Annotated in this window: 17 protein-coding genes and 1 tRNA gene; 11 read left to right on the forward strand and 7 right to left on the reverse strand. The window is 41.3% G+C overall.

The features are described 5' to 3' along the window. Window positions 1-103: 103 nt before the first annotated feature. From hpnA to NG743_RS10285, 3 genes are all read left to right on the forward strand, one after another. A complete protein-coding gene (gene hpnA / locus NG743_RS10275) occupies window positions 104-1,090 on the forward strand; it encodes a hopanoid-associated sugar epimerase (protein ID WP_027402727.1) in 987 nt (328 codons plus the stop codon). A gap of 141 nt (window positions 1,091-1,231) precedes the next feature. Further along, entirely contained in the window at window positions 1,232-2,251 is a 1,020-nt protein-coding gene (hpnH, locus tag NG743_RS10280; protein ID WP_027402728.1) for an adenosyl-hopene transferase HpnH, read from the forward strand. A gap of 570 nt (window positions 2,252-2,821) precedes the next feature. Continuing rightward, window positions 2,822-2,894 (forward strand) — tRNA-Ala (locus tag NG743_RS10285). 358 nt (window positions 2,895-3,252) lie between these two features. Here the strand turns inward: NG743_RS10285 and NG743_RS10290 are convergent. Continuing rightward, window positions 3,253-3,837: a Uma2 family endonuclease gene (locus tag NG743_RS10290; RefSeq protein ID WP_257121950.1), complete on the reverse strand. Its 585-nt coding sequence runs from the start codon at window positions 3,835-3,837 to the stop codon at window positions 3,253-3,255. Between NG743_RS10290 and NG743_RS26670 the strand changes: the two genes are divergently transcribed. Next, complete coding sequence (locus tag NG743_RS26670) at window positions 3,836-5,050, forward strand: putative Ig domain-containing protein (protein WP_306459838.1); 1,215 nt, start codon at window positions 3,836-3,838, stop codon at window positions 5,048-5,050. The two genes, NG743_RS10290 and NG743_RS26670, sit on opposite strands and share 2 nt — an antisense overlap. Window positions 5,051-5,083: 33 nt before the next feature. Here the strand turns inward: NG743_RS26670 and NG743_RS10305 are convergent, their stop codons facing one another. Next, a complete protein-coding gene (locus NG743_RS10305; protein WP_071992802.1) occupies window positions 5,084-5,311 on the reverse strand; it encodes a transposase in 228 nt (75 codons plus the stop codon). A 525-nt stretch (window positions 5,312-5,836) separates the two neighbouring features. On the opposite strand from NG743_RS10305, the gene NG743_RS10310 reads away from it, so the two are divergent. The 4 genes from NG743_RS10310 to NG743_RS10325 all read left to right on the forward strand — a co-directional run bounded on the left by NG743_RS10310 (window position 5,837) and on the right by NG743_RS10325 (window position 11,374). Then, window positions 5,837-9,229 (forward strand): phycobilisome rod-core linker polypeptide, encoded by a 3,393-nt coding sequence (locus tag NG743_RS10310; protein ID WP_027402731.1) that lies wholly within the window; start codon window positions 5,837-5,839, stop codon window positions 9,227-9,229. A gap of 564 nt (window positions 9,230-9,793) precedes the next feature. Then, window positions 9,794-10,279, forward strand: a complete 486-nt coding sequence (gene apcA / locus NG743_RS10315) for an allophycocyanin subunit alpha (RefSeq protein WP_027402732.1) — start codon at window positions 9,794-9,796, stop codon at window positions 10,277-10,279. Between the two features lie 67 nt (window positions 10,280-10,346). Beyond that, on the forward strand, window positions 10,347-10,832 hold the full coding sequence (gene apcB / locus NG743_RS10320; protein WP_027402733.1) for an allophycocyanin subunit beta: 486 nt from the start codon (window positions 10,347-10,349) through the stop codon (window positions 10,830-10,832). Window positions 10,833-11,167: 335 nt separating this feature from the next. After that, window positions 11,168-11,374 carry a phycobilisome linker polypeptide gene (locus NG743_RS10325; RefSeq protein WP_027402734.1) on the forward strand — a complete coding sequence of 69 codons (207 nt, stop codon included), beginning with the start codon at window positions 11,168-11,170 and terminating at the stop codon, window positions 11,372-11,374. 414 nt (window positions 11,375-11,788) lie between these two features. On the opposite strand, the gene dnaK is transcribed toward NG743_RS10325, so the two are convergent. Next, window positions 11,789-13,687: a molecular chaperone DnaK gene (dnaK, locus tag NG743_RS10330; RefSeq protein ID WP_027402735.1), complete on the reverse strand. Its 1,899-nt coding sequence runs from the start codon at window positions 13,685-13,687 to the stop codon at window positions 11,789-11,791. Window positions 13,688-14,120: 433 nt separating this feature from the next. Continuing rightward, on the reverse strand, window positions 14,121-14,993 hold the full coding sequence (locus tag NG743_RS10335) for a phosphodiester glycosidase family protein (protein WP_193962674.1): 873 nt from the start codon (window positions 14,991-14,993) through the stop codon (window positions 14,121-14,123). A 90-nt stretch (window positions 14,994-15,083) separates the two neighbouring features. Here NG743_RS10335 and NG743_RS10340 point away from each other — a divergent pair, with 90 nt between their 5' ends. The 3 genes from NG743_RS10340 (at window position 15,084) to NG743_RS10350 (ending at window position 19,030) form a co-directional block, all read left to right on the forward strand. Further along, on the forward strand, window positions 15,084-15,656 hold the full coding sequence (locus tag NG743_RS10340) for an rRNA large subunit pseudouridine synthase E (protein ID WP_257121951.1): 573 nt from the start codon (window positions 15,084-15,086) through the stop codon (window positions 15,654-15,656). 165 nt (window positions 15,657-15,821) lie between these two features. Next, window positions 15,822-17,723, forward strand: coding sequence for a serine/threonine phosphatase (locus NG743_RS10345; protein ID WP_257121952.1), 1,902 nt, complete (start codon window positions 15,822-15,824; stop codon window positions 17,721-17,723). 50 nt (window positions 17,724-17,773) lie between these two features. Further along, window positions 17,774-19,030, forward strand: coding sequence for a protein kinase domain-containing protein (locus tag NG743_RS10350; protein ID WP_193962676.1), 1,257 nt, complete (start codon window positions 17,774-17,776; stop codon window positions 19,028-19,030). On the opposite strand, the gene NG743_RS10355 is transcribed toward NG743_RS10350, so the two are convergent. From NG743_RS10355 to dnaA, 3 genes are all read right to left on the reverse strand, one after another. Continuing rightward, window positions 19,016-19,633: a Uma2 family endonuclease gene (locus tag NG743_RS10355; protein ID WP_193962677.1), complete on the reverse strand. Its 618-nt coding sequence runs from the start codon at window positions 19,631-19,633 to the stop codon at window positions 19,016-19,018. The genes NG743_RS10350 and NG743_RS10355 overlap by 15 nt on opposite strands. 446 nt (window positions 19,634-20,079) lie before the next feature. After that, the gene (locus NG743_RS10360) at window positions 20,080-20,298 is read right to left on the reverse strand and encodes a DUF4327 family protein (RefSeq protein ID WP_027402742.1); all 219 of its coding nucleotides are present in this window, start codon (window positions 20,296-20,298) and stop codon (window positions 20,080-20,082) included. Between the two features lie 829 nt (window positions 20,299-21,127). Next, window positions 21,128-22,540 carry a chromosomal replication initiator protein DnaA gene (gene dnaA, locus NG743_RS10365; RefSeq protein ID WP_052149998.1) on the reverse strand — a complete coding sequence of 471 codons (1,413 nt, stop codon included), beginning with the start codon at window positions 22,538-22,540 and terminating at the stop codon, window positions 21,128-21,130. Window positions 22,541-22,574 lie beyond the last annotated feature (34 nt).

Genomic DNA, 22,574 nt, shown 5'->3' on the forward strand with positions numbered 1-22,574 from the left:
CATAAGACTATCTTATCATTAACTGATTACACGAAAACAAAAAACTTTGGTAACTTACCCAGATACATAGATAATTAAATTTTGAGCAGTAAGGGGTGATAGAATGCGAGTATTTGTAACAGGTGGTACAGGGTTTATTGGTTCTCATGTGGTGCGATCGCTTTTACAGGAAGGATACCAAGTGACAGCCTTGGTACGTCCTGATAGTAACTTGAGTAATTTACAGGGTTTGGCTGTAGATATTGTCAAAGGTGATTTGAATAACCCGAATATTTGGGAACAGATGCAGGGTTGTGAATATCTGTTTCATGTCGCCGCCCATTATTCCCTGTGGCAAAAAGACCGAGACTTGCTTTATATTAACAATGTAGAAGGAACGCGCAATATTTTAGCCGCAGCCGAAAAAGCGGGAATTGAACGTACAGTTTATACTAGTTCCGTTGCCGCTATTGGTGTGGGTAAATTGGGACAAGTTGTAGATGAAACTTACCAAAGTCCCGTAGAAAAATTAGTGGGGGATTATAAAAAATCTAAATTCCTAGCTGAACAAGTGGCAATATCTGCGGTGAACCAAGGTCAAGATATTGTGATCGTTAATCCTAGCAGTCCCATTGGACCCTTAGATATTAAACCTACGCCTACAGGGGACATTATTCTGCGGTTTTTGCGGAGAGAAATGCCCGCTTATGTGGATACGGGGTTAAATTTTATTGATGTGCGCGATGTAGCCAAGGGACACCTATTAGCTTTAGAAAAAGGCAAATCAGGCGATCGCTATATTCTCGGTCATCAAAATCTTAGCCTCAAACAACTCCTAGAACAACTCTCCCAAATCACCAATTTACCAGCACCACAAACATCCATCCCAGCTTGGATACCCCTTACAGTAGCTTGGGTAGAAGAAAAAATCCTCGCACCACTAGGGAAAACTCCCACAGTTCCCATAGATGGAGTCCGCATGGCACAGCAACCAATGTATTATGATGCTTCTAAGGCTATCCGCGAATTAGGTTTACCTCAGTCACCCCTGAATGTAGCCCTCAAGGATGCTGTAGATTGGTTTGTGTCTAATGGTTATGTGAATAGGTGACAGGTTACAGGTTACAGGTGACAGGTGACAGGTGACAGGTTACAGGTGACAGGTTACAGGTGACAGGTTACAGAAATTAATTACCAATGACCAATGACTAATGACCAATGACCAATGACCAAATTGAGGAGTGTTAGTTTCATGGCAATTAATTTACAACAAGCAATAGATATAGGTAAATATTTAATTACACAACGCTTATTAGGGAGGAAACGCTTCCCCCTCGTATTGATGTTAGAACCGCTGTTCCGGTGTAACCTAGCTTGTACTGGTTGCGGTAAAATCCAACATCCAGTAGAGATCCTCAAGCAAAATCTCACACCCGAACAGTGTTTTGCGGCTGTGGAAGAATGCGGCGCACCGGTTGTTTCTATTCCCGGTGGCGAACCCCTCCTGCATCCCCAAATAGGTGAAATTGTTGAAGGTTTAATTAAACGCAAGAAATATATTTACTTGTGTACTAATGGTTTATTACTAGAAAAGAGTCTCGATAAATTTAAACCTTCTCCCTATCTAACCTTTAGCATCCATTTAGATGGAATGCGAGAATGGCATGATAAATGTGTAGACAGAAAAGGCGTTTTCGATACTGCTGTCCAAGCAATTCGCGCCGCTAAAGCTAAAGGTTTTCGTGTCGCTACTAACACGACCATTTTTGAAGGTTGCGATATCCAAGAAATGCAGGGGTTTTTCGATTTTCTGGAAACCTTGGGTACTGACGGGATGATGATCTCTCCTGGTTACAGTTACGAATGGGCACCAGATCAAGATCATTTTCTGCAAAAAGAACAAACCCGCGCTTTATTTAAAGAAATTCTCTCACCTTACACATCTGGAAAAAAGAACTGGAACTTTAATCACAACCCTTTATTCTTAGACTTTCTCATTGGTGAAAAAGACTATGAATGCACCCCTTGGGGTAGTCCTAGTTATAGTGTTTTAGGTTGGCAAAAACCTTGTTATCTATTGAATGAAGGTTACTATACAACCTTTCAGGAGTTGTTAGATAAGACTGATTGGAGTCAATACGGTGGCGCTAGTGGTAATCCTAAATGTGCTGATTGTATGGTGCATTGTGGTTATGAACCGACAGCAGCGATGGATGCAATGCAACCGAAAAATATTGCCCGTTCTCTAACCACTGTGTTTGGTAAAGGGTAAATAAGTAATTGGACAAAAATATTTACAGTCATTGCGAGGGAAGGGAAGCAATCACAACCCTTGGAATTGCTTCATTTCACTTCGTTCCATATGGCTAACGCCACGCTGCGCTAACGCAATGACATTGTGTAATTAATTCTGTCTCACTACTTATAGCGATTATCCTAGGGGTAGCGCCCCGTGCCTACCCCGATATTTTGGGCAATACCTATGCCAATTTTCCAAATATAGGTTCTAAACCCAATAAAATAGTTACGATTTTAATTTCTGGAGATGTCTATTAGACATCTCCGGTAAAGATTGTAGAGACGTTCCATGGAACGTCTCTACAGGGGTTTCATGTCACGCATATTTAATTTTCACCAGATGTCTATTGATTACAAGGCTTGAAGATGGTTTATTCACTTGCGCCCTGTTTACCCTATTGTGAGAAGATTTGTCTGATTCACTGCTTAATATTTCTTAACATAACTCTCTTGACTGAATTGACCTAGATTGACATATAATCAGGAAAGGGACAACTAAAAAAAACTAACAAATAAGCCTTTTTGCTTACTGAATTAGGATTTCGGGGTTATAGCGCAGTTGGTAGCGCACCTCAATGGCATTGAGGGGGTCAGCGGTTCGAATCCGCTTAGCTCCATGCAAATTATAATTAATACTTTGTCCATATATGTGACTTTACCCATAACTTTGCCGCAACGGCAAATTGTGATATTAGGACTAAAGCAGAAGCTTGTCCATTAACTTGTTTTGTCAGTAAAAATGGAGCAAGTGGAGAGCCGTGGAAAGATGCTAAAACTGACAAGGATGGCAAACTCAAAAACCCTCGACGCAGTGCTTCGTGATTGTCTGAAATGATCGAATTGATTAAGATTCTGGGGTTCTTTTTAGGAACTACGGTCAGAAACGGTAAGTTCTACCGAGATTGCCTGTGGAGCGGGCAAACAAGATTGGAAGTCATTCTAAGACCGCGATGAAGCAGGAAATAAACACTAAGATTATCGCTGTCCAGATGTGTCTAGACTTTGGTGATTTTGGGTAAGTTTTATAGAACGGAAGCTGAGATTGATGCTTTTTAGTTCAATGGTGTCACCTTCTCCATAGTTAATAATCATCCATTGTCCGGCATCATTTTTGTGATACAAATCTATTTCGATCGCAGTGGAACTAACCAATAAGTAATCTTTCAAGACGGGGTTATTTTGATACATTCTGAACTTGCCCCCTCTGTCGTAGGCTTCGGTAGTTTTTGAGAGAACTTCAACGATTAAGCAGGGGTAGGTAATATATTGGGTTTTGGTTTTATCGTGATCGTCGCAGGTGACGCTGACATCGGGATAGGTGTAGTTATTTGTGCCAACAATATTAACTCTCAGTCCTGAGTTACCTGTTATACAACTACTAGCATCTAAATGGGTATCAACCATAGTCGTAAATCGAATTGCAATGCGGCTATGATTAACGCTACCGCCAGTCATGGCATAAACTTGACCGTCGATCAGTTCGTGTTTTTCTAGTTGCTGTTCTTCCCAAGTGAAATACTCTTCTGGGGTGAGGTGGGCGTTATCTTTGGCTGCGATCATGGTTCCTTACCTCTTTAACTTCCAAATTCCCATCAATACCTTCACCGATATTGATGCTGGTGATGTTCTGACTTATTCAGCAACATTAGAAAATGGTAATGCTTTACCAAATTGGTTAACCTTTAATCCCACAACTCGCACTTTTAGCGGTACTCCCACTAATGATAATGTAGGGGATTTGAATGTTAAGGCGATCGCTACAGATAAAGCCGGGGCAACTGTTAGTGATATCTTTGTAATTACCGTTGAAAATGTCAACGATGCACCGACATTAGCAAATACAATTGCAGATCAAAATGCTAAACAAGGTAACGCTTTCAACTTCCAAATTCCTACCAACACCTTCACCGATATTGATGCTGGTGATGTTCTGACTTATTCAGCAACATTAGAAAATGGTAATGCTTTACCAAATTGGTTAACCTTCAATTCTACAACTCGCACCTTTAGCGGAACTCCCACTAATGATAATGTAGGGAACTTGAATGTTAAAGTCACAGCTACAGATAAAGCTGGAACATCTGCTAATGATATTTTTGCGATCGCAGTCGAAAAAATCATTGACAACCGATCTACGACTGTAGGAACTCCAGGAGATGATAAATTAATTGCCACTCCTGGTAGTCAATTTGATGGTCAAAACAATATTGTATTTACAGGTGCAGGTAAAGACGAGGTAGACCTGTCCACTGTATCTGGTTTTCCCAACTCAGGTAATAACATCGTTGATCTGGGTAGCGGTGATGATACTATCTTTGTGAATAAAGGCGATCGCGTTTTCGGTAGTGATGGTAATGACACCTTTGATGCTAGAGATGGACAAGGTGGTAACCGCATATCTGGTGGTGTCGGTGATGATACCTTCCACTTAGGTAGCAATGACCGCGCTTTGGGTGGTGATGGTAATGATATCTTCAGAGTTAGTCTTGGTGGTGGTAACTTAATTTCCGGTGGTGCTGGCGCTGACCAATTCTGGATTGTCAATGCTGAACTACCCTCTTCGGCTAATACCGTGCTTGACTTCCAACTGGGTACTGATGTCATTGGTATTCAAGGTGCTGTCAGTTTAGGTATTACCACATCCACACTCAAGTTAAATCAAGTTGATGCTGATACTGCGATTGTCTTCAATAATCAAACTCTAGCTACTCTGACTGGGATTCAAGCCAGTAGTTTGAATTTGACAGATTCTAAACAGTTTGTCTTTGCTTAGAATATAATTCTCCCGTAGATACTGTCTTGAAAGTCAAGTGGTGGGAGAAAGAAAATTAGGGTCAAAAGCGGTCTGAGACTTGAGAACACCAAAAACTTGGCGTAAAAGCTTGTGCATGACTGCACCAATGACAGACTTTTTAGATTTACCTTTAGCCAAAAGACGTTCACAGAAGGAGTGAATCAAAGGATTATAGCGACGAGCAACAATCGCAGGCATAAAAAGAGCCTGACGCAAACGGGAATCGCCAATTTTAGACAAACGAGGTTTGCCATGAACGGAAGAACCAGAAGAAAACTCTTGAGGAGTAAGCTAGTATGTTAATTTTGTAGGTTTTGGAGCGATTTCCTGGGAAATTATTGGTGTTGCCATAGTTTACACCGAAAGCATCTGTTCCAGGCACTTTCTCATAAAAATATGCGACACATTTTGGGTATGAAGTCTTATGAGATAAGGGATTCAGAATTAACACACTAGTTTTTAGCCTGTTTTCTTACTAAATAAGTTTAAGAATTAAATTGGTGCATAATTTGGGATAAAATCTGTGTTCAGCCAAGAAAATCCAAGTATGTATCCTCTTGAATATCAAAATTTAGATTACAGATTCGACATACTTCTTAATAAACCAACAGCGTAAACGCAAAACGTTCTAATCTAAAAATTGACCGAGTTAATTTACTGGGTTTTATAGGCGTAAAATCCATAGATACGCACAAATGTCAAGCCTTAAAATAAATAACTCAGGCTTAACACATAAACAGTTATGATAGGAGTCTTAAAAAACCCATGAGTGTTAAGGCAAGCGGTGGAAGCTCAGTTGCGCGTCCGCAACTATATCAAACCTTACCTGTCTCTACCATTTCCCAAGCGGAACAACAAGACCGCTTTTTGGGAAGAGGTGAACTAAGTGAACTTAGCAGCTATTTTGCCTCCGGTGCAAAGCGATTAGAAATTGCCAAGATTTTGACCGACAATTCCGAGATTATCGTTTCTCGTGCGGCTAACCGGATTTTCATTGGTGGTTCACCAATGGCTTTCTTAGAAAAGCCCCAAGAACGAGAATTAGCAATGGTCGGCGCAGGTGTTAATGTCCAAGAGGGCATGAAACTAGGAACAGTCACCTACGTTGAAAGTAGTGGTGGTTTCTTTGAAAACCTCCGTTCTATCTTTAATACTTCTGCTGGTGGACCAACACCTCCAGGCTTTAGACCTATTAACGTTGCTCGTTATGGTCCTAGCAACATGGCCAAGAGCTTAAGGGACTTGTCCTGGTTCTTACGCTATGCCACTTACGCCATTGTTGCTGGCGACCCCAATATCATCTCTGTGAATACCAGAGGTTTGCGGGAAATTATTGAAAATGCTTGTTCTGGGGAAGCAACCATCGTTGCTTTACAAGAAATTAAAGCAGCGTCCCTGTCTTATTTCCGTAAAGATGCCGCAGCTACAGAAATTGTGACTCAGTACATGGATGTGTTGCTGACAGAATTTAAAGCACCAACACCTTCTACTAAAGTTCGTCAACGTTCTTCCGGCGACCAACAAGGGTTACAACTGCCACAAATTTACGCTGTTGCCGCAGAACGTCGTCCTAAGTACGCCATGAAGCCAGGTTTGTCTTCTAGCGAGAAAACTGAAATCATCAAAGCGGCTTACCGTCAAGTATTTGAGCGCGATATCACCCGTGCTTATAGCTTGTCTATTTCTGACTTAGAATCTAAAGTTAAAAATTGCGAAATCTCCATGCGGGAGTTTATTCGCCGTTTAGCTAAATCCCCCCTTTACCAAAAACAGTTTTACCAGCCTTTTATTAATAGCCGGGTGATTGAATTGGCTTTCCGTCACATTTTAGGACGGGGTCCAAGTAGCCGGGAAGAAGTGCAAAAATACTTTGCCATTGTCTCACTTAAAGGTTTAGCCGGTTTAGTTGATGCTTTGGTAGATTCTACCGAATACAGCGATTACTTTGGTGAAGAAACAGTTCCCTACATTCGGGGTCTGGGTCAAGAAGCCCAAGAATGTCGTAACTGGGGACAACAGCAGGATCTGTTTAAATACAGTGCGCCTTTCCGGAAAGTTCCTCAGTTTATTACAACTTTTGCTGCTTACGAACAACCATTACCTGACCAACATCCCTACGGTTCTGGTAATGACCCCTTGGAAATCCAATTTGGGGCGATTTTCCCGAAAGAAACCCGCAACCCCAGCAGCAGCCCTGCACCATTTAGTAAGGATACCCGTCGGATCTTGATTCACCAAGGACCTGGTATCAATAACCAACTCAGTAATCCTGGTGCGCGTGGTGTTGCTCCTGGTACTTTGGGTGCTAAGGTGTTCAAGTTAGACCAGTTACCTGGAACTATTGGTAAAAAGGCTGCCAAGGGTGTAAGTGTCAAGTTCTCCGAAAGTTCTACCCAAGCGGTAATTAAGGCTTGTTACCTGCAAGTTTTCGGTCGTGATGTTTACGAAGGTCAACGTCTGAAGGTTGCAGAAATTAAGCTGGAAAATGGCGATATCACCGTCCGCGAGTTTGTGCGGATGTTGGCGAAGTCGGATTTATTCCGCAAGATGTACTGGACTTCTCTCTATGTCTGTAAAGCGATTGAATATATTCACCGTCGCTTATTAGGTCGTCCTACCTATGGTCGGGAAGAAAACAATAAGTATTTTGATATTGCTGCGAAGAAGGGCTTCTATGCGGTGGTTGATGTCATTCTTGATAGTGATGAATACAGCCAAGCATTTAATGAAGATACTGTTCCTTACGAGCGCTATCTAACTCCTGCGGGTGTGTCTTTACGTCAATTGCGGGTGGGAACTATCCGCGAAGATGTGGCAAATGTTGAAAAAGAAGAAACTCCTCGCTTTGTGGAATTGGGTGCAGTCACAGAAATGCGGACTGAACCAGATATTGAGTTCCGCATGAATCAAGGTGTCACTAAGCAGCGTGAACAAACCAAGGTCTTTAAACTGACAGCAGTTAAGAATGACAAGGTTGCGGCTGAGATTGTGATTAGCGGTGCTTATCGGCAGATTTTCGAGCGAGATATTGCTCCTTACATCTCTAAGAACGAGTTCACGGTTCTAGAAAGTAAGTTGGTGAATGGTGAAATCAGCGTTAAGGAATTTATTCAAGGTTTGGGTTACTCTAGCTTGTACCTGAAGGAGTTCTACACACCTTATCCCAATACAAAAGTAATTGAGTTGGGTACTAAGCATTTCTTGGGTCGCGCTCCTATTGACCAAGCAGAAATTCGTAAATACAACCAGATTCTCGCTACTCAAGGGATTCGTGCCTTTATTACCGCGATGGTTGAAAGTGTAGAATATGGTCAGGTGTTTGGTGAAGATACCGTTCCTTTCCGTCGCTTCCCCACTTTACCTGCGGCTAATTTCCCCAATACCGAGAAGCTTTACAATCAGCTAACCAAGCAAAATGATGATGTGGTTGTTCCTAGTTTTGCAACTGTGAAGCCACGGATTAAAACTGAGAATACGCCAATTCTAGCGAAGGCGATCGCAGATTTAGCAGCCCAAGCCAAGAAAATGGACAAGACAAAACCCTTGTTTATTGAGTTGGGTCGTTCTTTCAACGATGGTCGTGGTCAATCCGTAGAAGTTGGTGTCGGTACAAGCCGCCGTAAACCAGCCCGGATTTACCGTGCTACCACTGGCACAAATTCCCCAGAAACCAATCAGGTCATCAATGCTATCTATATCCAAATTATGGACGTATTTAGCGGTCAAGTACCTGCTTATTTCCGCCGTTCTGACTTAGACAGCAAATTGCGTAACGGCGAAATTACCGTGCGGGAATTTGTTCTCGAACTAGCCAGTTCCGAAATCTACCGCAAACGGTTCTACACTCCCTATCCCAACACCAAGGTAATTGAATTCCTATTCCGTCACATCTTGGGACGCGCACCCGCTACTCAGGGCGAAATCCGTCAGTACAACAAACTATTGGCTGATAGCGGTTTACGGGCAGCAGTAGAGGCAATTGTTAACAGTCCTGAGTATGCTCGTTACTTTGGTGAAGACGTTGTTCCCTACAAACGCTATCCCTCTTTACCAGCAGGTAACTATTTAGGCAGTGTTCAAGCTGAAGCCGACCTGGTGAAGCAATCCTGGTCTAGCTTATCTCCTTCTGTTTTAACAGGTGGTCTTCCCAATAGATAGGTGACAGGAAGAAGGTGACAGGTGACAGGAAGAAGGCAACAGGCAATAGGCAATAGGCAATAGGCAATAGGCAATAGGCAATAGGCAATAGGCAATAGGCAATAGGCAATAAATATTCTCCCTGCCCCCTGCCCCCTGCCCCCCTGCCCCCTGCCCCCCTGCCCCCTGCCCCCTGCCCCCTGCCCCCTGCTCCCCCGCCCCCTGCCCCCTGCCCCCCTGCCCCCTGCCCCCTGCCCCCTGCCCCCTGCCCCCTGCCCCCTGCCCCCTGCCCCCTGCCCCCCTGCCCCCTGCCCCCTGCCCCCTGCCCCCTGCCCCCTGCCCCCTGTTCCCTGAGAATGAGCAAATCTGAAAATAAGTGTTACAAAATATTAAGAGCAGTAATAAATGCTCAACATAATACTGGACAATATTTTGCGGGAGGTAATTGAGTTTTCCACCTGGTTTACACCAAATCCAGACAATCTGGCTAAAAATGTCAACCAAGTTGTCAAGTCACTATCAACCACATAAAGTCGTACCAGTTTAATCAAATTCTGGTTCCATTAGTTTTGGAGGAATCCATTAATGAGTATCGTCACGAAAGCCATCGTGAATGCTGATGCGGAAGCTCGCTACCTCAGCCCCGGTGAATTAGATAGAATCAAAGGTTTTGTTGCTGGTGGCGCACAACGTCTCCGCATCGCTCAAGTATTGACCGAAAACCGCGAGCGCATTGTTAAGCAAGCTGGCGACCAACTGTTCCAAAAGCGTCCTGACGTTGTTTCCCCCGGTGGTAACGCTTACGGTCAAGAAATGACAGCTACTTGCTTGCGTGACTTGGACTACTACCTCCGTCTCGTTACCTACGGAATCGTTTCTGGTGATGTTACAGCCATCGAAGAAATCGGTATCGTTGGTGTGCGTGAAATGTACAGATCTTTGGGTACTCCCATTGATGCAGTTGCTGGTGGCGTTGCCGCTATGAAGAACGTTGCTGCTACCCTATTGTCTTCTGAAGACGCTGGTGAAGCTGGTTCTTACTTCGACTACGTTGTTGGTGCAATGCAGTAAGTTTTAGCTGTAACTAGGCTCAAACTAAAACTGTAGCAATAAGGTTGGAAATAAGGAAAAAACAACAATGCAAGACGCAATTACCTCCGTTATCAATTCTTCAGACGTTCAAGGTAAATACCTTGATACCGCTGCTCTCGAAAAGCTAAAAGGCTACTTCGCTACTGGTGAACTGCGCGTTCGTGCAGCTACAACCATCAGTGCTAATGCTGCTGCGATCGTTAAAGAAGCTGTAGCTAAATCCTTGTTGTACTCTGACATCACCCGTCCCGGTGGTAATATGTACACTACCCGTCGTTACGCAGCTTGTATCCGTGACTTGGATTACTACTTGCGCTATTCTACTTACGCTATGTTGGCTGGCGACGCTTCCATTTTGGACGAGCGTGTATTAAATGGTTTGAAAGAAACCTACAACTCCTTGGGAGTACCCGTAGGAGCTACAATTCAAGCTATCAGTGCTATGAAGGAAGTAACCGCTAGTTTGGTTGGTCCTGACGCTGGTAAAGAAATGGGCGTTTACTTCGACTATATCTCCTCTGGCTTGAGCTAGGAGTTAGCTTTGCACTTAGTGATGTAGGTGCGGCATTATTAAGGTCTGGAGATCAATCATGATTGCTAGAAGGTTCTCTTGCTAATTGATTGTAAGTGTTATCAGTCTGGTGCTGATGGTTGATTTCCAGCCTTGGAAAAAATAATTGTCAGGAGTCAGGAGTCACCGAGTCAGAATATTTGATATATTGATAAGTAATCAAATATAGTTTTTGGCATAGAATTTAGAAAAGCTGACCACTGATAGCTAAATCCTTACAGATAAATTAAAGATTTTCACTCAAGACATTTGAGATAAAAAAGTTTCCCAAACAATATCAGGAGATTTAAAACAAAATGGCTCGTTTATTTAAAGTAACTGCTTGTGTTCCTAGCCTATCTCGGACTCGCACCCAACGCGAATTACAAAATACTTACTTTACTAAGTTAGTTCCTTATGAAAATTGGTTCCGTGAACAACAACGGATTCAAAAAATGGGTGGCAAGATTGTTAAAGTGGAATTAGCAACCGGTAAACAAGGTACTAATGCTGGTTTGTCTTAATTTCTCTAAATCAAACATTATTTTATTTTGATTTTGGAAGGGGTCTAAAAAGACCTCTTTTTTTTGTGAATTTGATATTAAGAAGCAATTTGCATGGTGCTTGCTTCAGGGCGCTAGTAAACTGTTCTACCGCTCCCTTGATGATTTTTCGGAATGAATATGGCATAAACCCTTACCCTAACTAGGTTTGAGGGTTTAATAAATTCAACAATAGGCGATCGCATTAATTTAGATCAAACCAATGTACAGCAATGGTTTTGGACACCTAAAAGGGATGTTTGATCACAAGGGGAACGGTAGAACCATAATCACTATTTCACCATAAATAATTTAACTACCATCAAAAAATAAAAAATACCCACCCAGTGCCATAACTGGATGGGTATTAATAGTGTACTTGATGAGAATTTATGACTACTTGCTTTCAGTGAAATCAGCATCAATAACATCATCACCAGAAGGAGCAGAACCACCGCTTGGAGGTTCAGTACCAGCAGCACCGGCAGCATCACCAGCTTGTTGATAGATATTGCTACCAATAGCAAACAGAGCTTGTTGCAATTCTGGCATCAACTTCTGGATTTGAGCATCATCTTCTTTAGCAACAGCTTCCCGTACTTCCTTAACTAAACCTTCAACCTTAGTCTTATCAGCATCAGGGACTTTATCACCCAACTCTTGTAACTGCTTTTCAGCTTGATAAGCTAAAGAATCAGCTTGGTTTTTGCGTTCAATTTTTTCACGACGTTCCTTATCAGAAGAAGCATTTTGTTCAGCTTCTCTCACCATGCGTTCTACATCATTCTTATCCAGAGTAGAAGCACCCGTGATACTAATAGATTGTTCCTTACCAGTTCCCTTATCCTTAGCCGCAACATTGAGAATACCGTTAGCGTCAATATCAAAAGTAACTTCAATTTGGGGAACACCACGAGGAGCAGGGGGAATACCATCCAAACGGAAAGTTCCTAGACTCTTGTTATCATTGGCGAATTCTCTCTCACCTTGGAGAACGTGAATTTCCACATTAGTTTGTCCGTCTACAGCAGTAGAGAACACTTCTGATTTCTTGGTAGGAATTGTAGTATTGCGAGGAATAATTTTAGTCATCACACCACCCAAGGTTTCTACACCCAAAGATAATGGTGTTACGTCTAACAACAAGATACCCGTAACATCACCAGCCAAGACACCCGCTTGAATAGCAGCACCAACAGCTACAACTTCATCAGGGTTAACGCTTTGGTTAGGATCTTTACCTAACACCCGTTTGACCACATCTTGAACTGCGGGAATGCGGGTAGAACCACCAACGAGAACAACTTCGTCAATATTGGTCTTATTTAACTTCGCACCTTTAAGTGCATCTTCCACAGGAATGCGGCAACGGTCAATTAAATCAGCGCAAAGTTCTTCAAACTTAGCGCGAGTAAGAACTGTATCCAAATGCTTTGGACCGTCCTGAGTAGCAGTGATAAATGGGAGGTTAATTTCTGCTTGAGTAACGCTAGAAAGTTCAATTTTGGCTTTTTCTGCGGCTTCAGTCAAACGTTGTAAGGCTTGTTTGTCCTTACGGAGGTCAATACCTTCGTCTTTTTTGAACTGTTCGGCGAGGAAGTCAACGATTTTTTTATCAAAGTCGTCACCACCCAGGTGAGTATCACCGGATGTTGATAATACTTCAAATACACCGTCGCCTACTTCTAGAACGGATACGTCGAAAGTACCACCACCCAAGTCAAATACAAGGATAGTTTCGTTGCTCTTTTTATCAAAGCCATAAGCTAGGGAAGCTGCGGTAGGTTCGTTGATAATGCGGAGAACGTCAATACCAGCGATTTTTCCCGCGTCCTTAGTAGCTTGACGCTGAGAGTCGTTGAAGTAAGCAGGAACGGTAATTACAGCTTGGGTAACAGTTTCACCCAGGTATTTACTAGCATCTTCAACCAATTTGCGGAGAACTTTTGCAGAAATTTCTTCAGGAGCAAATTGTTTACCAGCACCGGGAGAGTCTACCTTAACGTTACCGCCACTGCTGAGAACTTTGTAAGAAACTTCTGTAGCCTCGTTGGTAATTTCGTCGAAGCGACGACCAATAAAGCGTTTTACCGAATAAAAAGTGTTTTCGGGGTTCATTACCGCTTGGCGTTTAGCGATTTGACCAACTAAATTGTCGCCGTTTTTGGCAAATGCAACTACCGAGGGTGTTGTCCGAAAACCTTCTGCATTAGCGATAACGGTGGGTTTACCACCTTCCATTACTGCCACACAGGAGTTAGTCGTTCCTAAATCAATTCCAACTACTTTTGCCATTTTGGGTGTTTGCTCCGTATAAAATTACTAAATGAACTCAGAGAGAATATAAAATTGCATTAACTAACTGCTAATAACAATCAGTTGCCCAAAAAGAAACTAATGGCTTTGCTGGGAATACAATCCCAAACTAGGCTACCCAGGGCAAGAAATAGAAATAAACTCAGTGGTAGCCATTCCATGCAGGGTGGTTTACCGAACCGTCAGGGGAACGGTGAATTTTATAAATTATGTCTAGTGGTTTCATGGATTTATGTGCTTTCACATTGACTAATGTATGGGAATTAATACTTTCAGGAATTGGGGTGAACCGTAACTTTATAGTCGTATTTGCCGTCAAACCCCATTAAAAATTAAATATTATACCCCTGACTCCGTAATCAAGGGCTGGCTAATTGGTAATTATTCCTCTAATTCCTGAACCGTGCCTTATTTACGAGGCAGGTATGGGGGGACGTTCTCCTTTTTGAAACTTCAGCCATGCTTGTTCTAAGGCTGTGGGGGCAGGATTTGTGGCATCATAAATGACGATTACATTGGTTAAAGGTCTACCCGCGGGAACTACAATATTAGTCTTGTTGGCTAAGGCTCTGGATGCTCCACCATCTAAATTCATGGCTTCATAGCAACCGATCGCTTTCATTGCCTCTGCTTCCTGCTGTAAAGAGAGGTTAATTTCAAAATTGGCTAAAATCAGTTTTGTGCCGTCCTGAGTAAAACCAATGGCTGTGCGATCGCTATTGCCTAAAACAACAGGATCTTTAAAGCCTTCAATACTGGGATTTATCCATATTTCCCCCTGTCGCAATAATCTCGGTCCACAGGTTAGGGAAAACCAATGTTTATTCCATTCCGGTTTACCGTCTACTCTGGCTGTCACCATTTCTGGTTTATTGCCGACTCCTAATCCCAAGGTAGTCCCAAAATTTTCCCAGCGACTATATTTGACAAATCTTCCCCCAGCTACCATGTTACCCAGCACTGTTTTTTGAGGATTTTTGGCGAAGAATGTACCGTTAGCAACTACAGCAGCCTTATAACGCGCTACTAATTTACTAAATTCTTCATCACCACTGGTTTTTTGAATGGTGTTGGCAAAGCTGGCATTTTTGGCTAAACCCATTGTCATCAAGGTTTTTGGATCTGTGAGATCAACTATGGTTTGATAAAAAGGGATACCATTAATTTGACTTTTGTTTACCTGGACTGGTTGAGCATAACTAGGTAATGTTAAGGTTAATCCTTGTGCTAAGGTTGCCCCACCCAGAAATAAAAAGGATCTGCGGCTAATTTTGCTAATTGTCATAATTGATGTTTATTAATCCTTTCTTCTTTTTCCTGAATCCTGAATGGGCGCAGTCCCTGCGCCCCTACCTCCTGACTCCTTCTATATTTTATGAATAATCGGTATATTATTTTTCACAAACCCTATGGGGTTTTGAGCCAATTTACTCAAGAAAGTCCCAAACATATTACGCTAAAAGAGTATATAGATGTTCCCGATGTTTATGCTGTGGGGCGTTTAGATTGGGATAGTGAGGGGTTACTGTTACTAACAAATGATGGACAGTTACAGCATCGTCTAGCACATCCGCGCTTTGATCATCAACGTACTTATTGGGCGCAGGTGGAACGTATTCCTGATATTGATGCAATTCATCAGCTACAAACTGGGGTAGAAATTCAAGATTACCGGACTCGTCCTGCTCAAGTTAGGTTATTGTTAGAAGAACCATCCGTAGTCCAACGTATTCCCCCCATTCGATTTCGGAAAAGTATTCCCACAGCTTGGCTAGAAATGACCTTAACTGAAGGTAAAAATCGCCAAGTCCGTCGCATGACTGCTGCTGTGGGTTTTCCGACTTTGCGGTTAATTAGGATAAGTATTGGTAATATTCAATTAGATGATTTAGCACCAGGACAATGGCGAGAACTGACTCCCCTAGAAGTTGCAAGATTAAATCATTAACCGGAAAAATAGATTAAGGTACTGTAATATCAGTATACAAAAAGAGTGTCAACAATAGCACTTAGTTCTTAGGTTACATAATTTTAATTTTAGTTATTTAATTGTGGACTGTTTGAATATTTGTAGCTAAAAGCACCTTACAAGGAAAATCAAGGAAGTCCGACTATGCTGATTTGCCCCCAGTGTAAATTTGAAAACAGTGATAGTAATAAGTTCTGTCAAAGCTGTGGTATATCCTTAGCTCATAAAATCTGCTCTGAATGTAGTGCCGATATGGCTTTAGATGCACAGTATTGTTATAAATGTGGTGCAGAATCTAGCACAGTTTGGTATGCGCTCATTACTCAGGCAGTGGATAAGGTAGTTTCTGTTGTGGCGGAAACTGCGAAATTAAGCCAAAATATAGAAAATATAGCGGATGATGGCGGAGATTCTGGTCTGTTATCCAAATTTGTTTTAGATGCTTATTTAGATCCTTGGCAACGTTATCGCTTGTTAGAATCTCCACAAGAATTTGCGAATTATATAGAAGTCAAAGTTCTAGATTGTCAACCTTACGAAATATCACTGATTGGGGCAATGCTTTTGCACGAAACCAAGATGGATATAAGGACAATTCCGGGTTCGGCGGAAGCTTATCTAAAATTGCAGGTAGATAAGCGCCCAGGAATACCAAATATTCATGATGCTTGGCAGCAAGATCATTTTCAAGTAGTCTTGTTAGAAGACAGATCCAATTTCCCGACGTTGCTTGATGTTTTGCGACGAGATACAGTAAGTCCGTTGGAAATTTTACATTGGTTTTATCAAATGACTCAACTTTGGGAGTTGTTAGAAACTGTAAATTGTCGCCAAAGTTTGTTGGAGTTGTCGAACTTGCGCTTAGATGAAGACCAAACTCTGATATTACAAAGGCTATATACAGAGACACCGTTACTGACACCACAACCACCCGAAGTTTTAGATTTGACGAAAATACGAGAGAATGGACAACAAGCTTTAACTCTTAAAAGTTTGGGTCGGATGTGGCAAACTTTGTTTAGAGAATCCCAACACACTCCATTGGATTCTGTGGTGCAGATGTTAGAGGATGTGGAATCTGGGAATATTCAAACTCTGGCGCAATTGCTATCGCATTTACAAGAAATAGCAGAAGAATGTCATCAGGAACAACCAACTTCATCACCTGTCTTGGCGCTAGGTAATGATACAAAAAATAAAAGTGATGAAGCCCCAACTCTAGTTCTATCCGTGCAGCTAAGTAGCGTGGAATATGCAGCAGCTACTGATGTGGGTCGTCAACGTAATCATAATGAGGACTATTTTGGTGTTGATAGTCAAGTTCACAAGATAGAGTTACCAGGAAATAGTCAAGTTACAGCACAAGGTTTATATATTCTTTGTGATGGTATGGGTGGTCATGCTGGAGGTGAAATAGCTAGTCAATTAGCGGTAAATACTATCCGTCAATACTTTCAAGAAACTTGGGTAGATACAGAATTGCCTGGCAAGGAGTCTATTCGTCACGCAGTTTATCTGGCTAATCAGGCTATTTATGAGCTTAATCAAAAAGAAGCTCGTTCTGGTATTGGTCGCATGGGTACTACTTTGGTCATGCTACTACTTCAAGATAATCAAGCGGCAATTGCTCATGTGGGAGATAGTCGTCTTTATTGGCTGACTCGCAAGCAAGGACTAGAACAAATAACTATAGACCATGAAGTTGGTCAACGAGAAATTGCTAGGGGGATAGAACCTAGTATTGCCTATGGACGTGCAGATGCTTATCAACTTACCCAAGCTTTAGGTCCACGCAACGAAGATGCTCTCCATCCTGATGTGATGTTATTTGATATCAATGAAGATATGCTTCTGGTATTGGTTTCAGATGGTTTATCAGATAATGACTGCTTAGAAACTCATTGGCAAACCCATCTCCAACCCTTATTAAGTTCTTCTAGTAATTTAGTCACAGGGGTTCAAAATTTAATTGAATTGGGTAATGAACACAATGGTCATGACAATATTACAGCTATACTAGTGCGAGTGAAAGTCCGACTATCTTAGCAAAGTTGCTTCTAAAATTAGTTTTTTGATCTTAAATTTTAGGTTGTATTGTGATTACTTTGACCCTATTAGAAAAAAGCACAAAAACACCGCTGAAACAGTGGTGCTTTGAGGGTTCTACCGTCGTTCGTATTGGTCGGGCGGTAGATAATCACGTTGTTTTGGCTGACAATTTAGTTTCTCGGTATCATTTAGAACTGAAATTAGTTACTAATGCTGGAGGGGATGATTGGGAGTTAATTAGTCATGGAACTAATGGCACTTTCCTCAATGGCTTTTTGGTTACTAAATCTATCGTTGCTGATAATTCTTTGCTGCAATTAGCTCAGGGTGGTCCTGTACTCAAGGTACAAGTTCAGGAATTATCTCCTCTACTTATCCCAGCTTCAGGTTCAGGAAATGGAGAAATTAATCAAAAGATAATTCCAGAATATTCCAGCGCTGGTTGTACTCACGAAGGGAATCATCCTCAAAATGTGTTTTGTGTTCACTGTGGTCAACCAATTTTGGTGCAAAAAACTATTCGTCATTATCAGGTATTACGGACTTTGGGAAAGGGTGGTATGGGTACTACCTATTTAGCTTGGGATGGTGTTGGTGAAATTACTGGTTTACCACAATTACTGGTAATTAAGCAGATGAATGCTGATATGGTGAAAATTCCCAAAGCTCAAGAGTTATTCATCCGAGAGGCTAGTATTCTCAAGCATCTTAATCATGGGGGAGTTCCCAAGTATTATGATTTCTTTGTGGAAGATGGTAAAAAATACTTGGCTATGGAGTTAATTCATGGACAAGATTTAGACAAACGGATTCGCTTAACTGGACCCGTAACTCCGAAGCAAGCGATCGCTTGGATGATCCAAACTTGTGATATTCTAGATTATCTTCATCACCAACATACACCATTAATTCACCGGGATATTAAGCCGGCTAATTTGATGGTGCGAAGTGGTAATAATAGTATTGTTGTATTGGATTTTGGTGCTGTTAAGGAAATTGGCACAAAACCAGGGACAAGAATCGGTGCTGAGGGTTTTTGCGCTCCTGAACAGGAACGGGGACAACCGCTTACCCAATCTGATTTGTATGCTATTGGTCCGACGTTAATTTTTTTATTAACTGGGGAAAATCCTTTAAAATTTTATCGCCAAAGGGGGCGTAATTTTCGCTTTGAGGTTAAAGGGATACCAACAATTAATGATAAATTAAGACAGGTAATTGATTGTGTGACAGAACCTTTACCACGCGATCGCTATCATACTGCAAAGGAGTTGGCTCAGGCATTAATATCAATCAGCAGTTAGCAAAATCTGGTTAGCGGTTAGGTTCAATTCGGGAAAAGTGCGGGAAATTATTGGCTCATTGTCTCTAAAATGGTTAATTTCATACTCATCACCAATTAGAGAACAAATTGATATGGTAGGTTGTTTTGGTTCACCCACGAATTTACCAGCACCAAAGGGTTGATAATCAACAATCCAATATTCTTTAATTCCCATTTCTTCATAATCACTATATTTTCTATAGTAATCAACTCGCCAATTGCTACTCACCACTTCGATGATTAATGGCACAGAATCACCTTGAGTTACTGTTGCTTTTTTTTCCCAAAGCGGTTCATTGACTAGATTTGTGGAATTTATCAACAAAACATCTGGACAGTAGGCTGATTCCGTTGTTGGTGGTTTAACTAATGCCTGTTTGGGAATAAAATAGGGAAGATCAAGTCTGTCAAACTCGACTGTCAATTTTCTGGATAAAAACCCGGTTCTGCTTTCGTGTTTTCCTAATGGTGGATTCATCTCAATAATTTCCCCATCATGCAGTTCATAAAATCCGCCTTCTGGTTTCCATTTAATAAACTCTTCAAAGGTTACTAACTGGGTTTTAGGTAAGGTTTGAACCATAATTTACCTACCTTAATAAAAATGCTTGAGTGTGTGTTTGGACGGGGAATTTTAGATTTTAGATTAAAAAATTTGGTATCAGTTACTAATGTAAAAATACTCGCTGCGCTGCGTACGCTTCGCTAACGTCAATTCTAAATCCAAAATTTTCCATATCTATACTTGAGGGTGGAGTTAATCCAAAATCGTTCGACTGAGCGAAGTCGAAGTCCAAAATCATCAATCCAAAATCGAGTGACGAAAGAATTGCACCCACCATAAAACAAGGACAAAGTTCTATCATTGCTGGAGGTAGGTGTAAGCTGTTACACAGCTAAATTGTATAATCCTAATATTCTGAACTCTTGTTTAACAGGCAAGATGCCTGTTCCACTTATACAAATTAAATGCACAACAGCTTATCTACGTCAAATCTATCCTAGATATAGCCAATCTAATTTAGATATTTAATCGTCGTCCCACTTTTCTACCGCTAATAAATCGCCAATTGGATCTTGGGTGCTAAATCCAAAGTCCAGCAACTCCTGTTTCCAATGTTGCCAGTCATCGCCATAGAGTAAGGCAATCTTCCAAATCCTATCATTGGGTTTGATAATATTGGATTCTACGAGTGATTGCACGTTGCGCTGCAATTTCACCATTGGGTGAATTACTTGCTGAATCATAAACTCGGTGTATTTCAGATTTTTGTGTGTAAATTCTTGATCAAAACAGCCTTCCGCTTGCAATTATTACCTGCGCGTAGAGCAATTATAGTTTGGTAAAGCTAGTTCTAACTTTTCCACTATACCATAACTAACAAGAGTAAGCTGCTTGGGAATTCGGTTTTGTACGGTAATTACCACTACTAGATCGCTATTTATGCTGAACAGTCGTGGCAATATCCAGCCAACAAGGTTTTTAGGCTTGCGATCGCCATCATAACGCAACTGGAGAAAATTGACACTAATTTCTCAATTTTAATTGTGGGGTCAATATAAATGGGTAATGGGTAATAGGTTTTTGGACAATTTTACAGGAATATCCGGTAAGCGTAAAGCTCAGTGGCTTGGCTCCCTGAGAGTGTCAATTTTCATTCATTTCTTCTTCCTCCTGAACTCCTGATAGCGCAGCGTGGCGTTAGCCATACTCCTGAATGGGCGCAGGCCCTGCGCCCCTACCTCCTGACTCCTATCTCCCAATATCTTCTACCCCTTCTTGTCTACCTTGTTTAGCCTGGAAAATTGCAGCATTCATAAATTCATCCATTTGTCAATACTCATGATATAAAAAAACCAATAATCTGGATAGTTACCTGTGGAAAAACTGTGGAAAAACTATCCTAAATTTTCCCAAAATCATCATACTTCATGAAACCGATAAGTAATAAATTAAAGTTTTCCACAGGTTTGCGGCAAAAAATTGGATTTTGGCGGCAATTTTAAATATAAATTCATCATTTATGATATTTTTCTTAAAATTCAGACTCAATAGTGCAGATTTGAATGGGATAAGTTAGTTTTTTGGGTTGTGGAAAACATCAACGATATTAATTCTATTTTTGGTAGTAGCCATTTGGATGCGATCGCTCAATTGGTGTAAAGTTTGAATTAAACTCTGATCACTCTCCTTTAACTGGGTAATTTTCTCACAACTATACATCACCGTCGTATGATCTTTCCCACCAAACTCCTCCCCTATCTTGGGTAAACTCAAATTCGTAAGTTGTCGCATTAAATACATTCCTATTTGCCTAGCCCAACTTATTTCTCGGCGACGGGAATTACCCTTCAAATCCTCAATAGAAACATTCAAAGCATCTGCAACTATATTTAAAATTATCTCAGGAGTAGTTTCTATTTTCTGACTAGGAGTGCCTAAAATCGGTGACAGATTTTCCACAGTCATAGGTAAACCCCAAATAGAAATATAAGCCAAAGCTCGAATTAACGCCCCCTCCAACTCACGGATATTAGAAGTACAATTAGAAGCGATGTATTCAACTACCTCTCGTGGTAAACGAATATTTTCATACTCAGCTTTTTTTTGCAGAATTGCCATTCTCGTCTCTAAATCAGGCATTTGCACATCAGCAATTAGCCCCATAGAAAACCGTGAACACAACCGTTCTTGTAAACTGGGAATTTGATTAGGAGGACGGTCTGAAGCAATTACAACTTGTTTACCCGCCTCATGTAAAGTATTAAAAGTATGAAAAAATTCCTCTTGAGTATATTCCTTCCCCTCCAAAAACTGAATATCATCAACTAGCAGCATATCAGCAGCCCGATAATGTTCGCGGAAACTCTGCATACTATCTTGACGAATTGCAGTAATCAAATCATTTGTAAACTGCTCCGTAGACACATAAAATATCTTAGAATGAGGAGAGATTTCCCAGCGATAATTACCAATAGCTTGCATTAAGTGAGTTTTCCCCAAACCCACGCCACCACATAAAAATAACGGATTAAATTCCCTACCCGGATATTCTGCCACAGCTAGAGAAGCCGCATGAGCCATGCGATTATTAGCTCCGACAACGAAACGAGAAAAAACATATTTAGAATTTAAATCTGAAGTCTTTTGCGAATTTATGGGAGCATTTGCCAAAATATGATTTATTGCTGGTAATTTCCCCTCCACTTCCGGTTTATCCACATGAGAAACTCCCTTATCCTCAACTACAGTAATATAAATCTCTATTGGATAACCCACAATATCGTGGACTACATTAGCAATAGTATTAATGTAATACTTCTGAAGCCAATTGCGAGCAAAAGGATTAGGAGCATATATTACCAAACAGTTATTTTCTAGTTGCTGTGCATAAGCTGTTTTAATCCAAGTTTCAAAGGTAGGCGGAGCTAACTCTAACTGTAGACGCTCTAATACACGATTCCATAAATCATCTATGGGAATTTCCATTCACACCACCTTTATCCGTAATTAGTCGTTCCTA

This window comes from Dolichospermum heterosporum TAC447 (assembly GCF_024584745.1).
Lineage (GTDB): Bacteria > Cyanobacteriota > Cyanobacteriia > Cyanobacteriales > Nostocaceae > Dolichospermum > Dolichospermum heterosporum.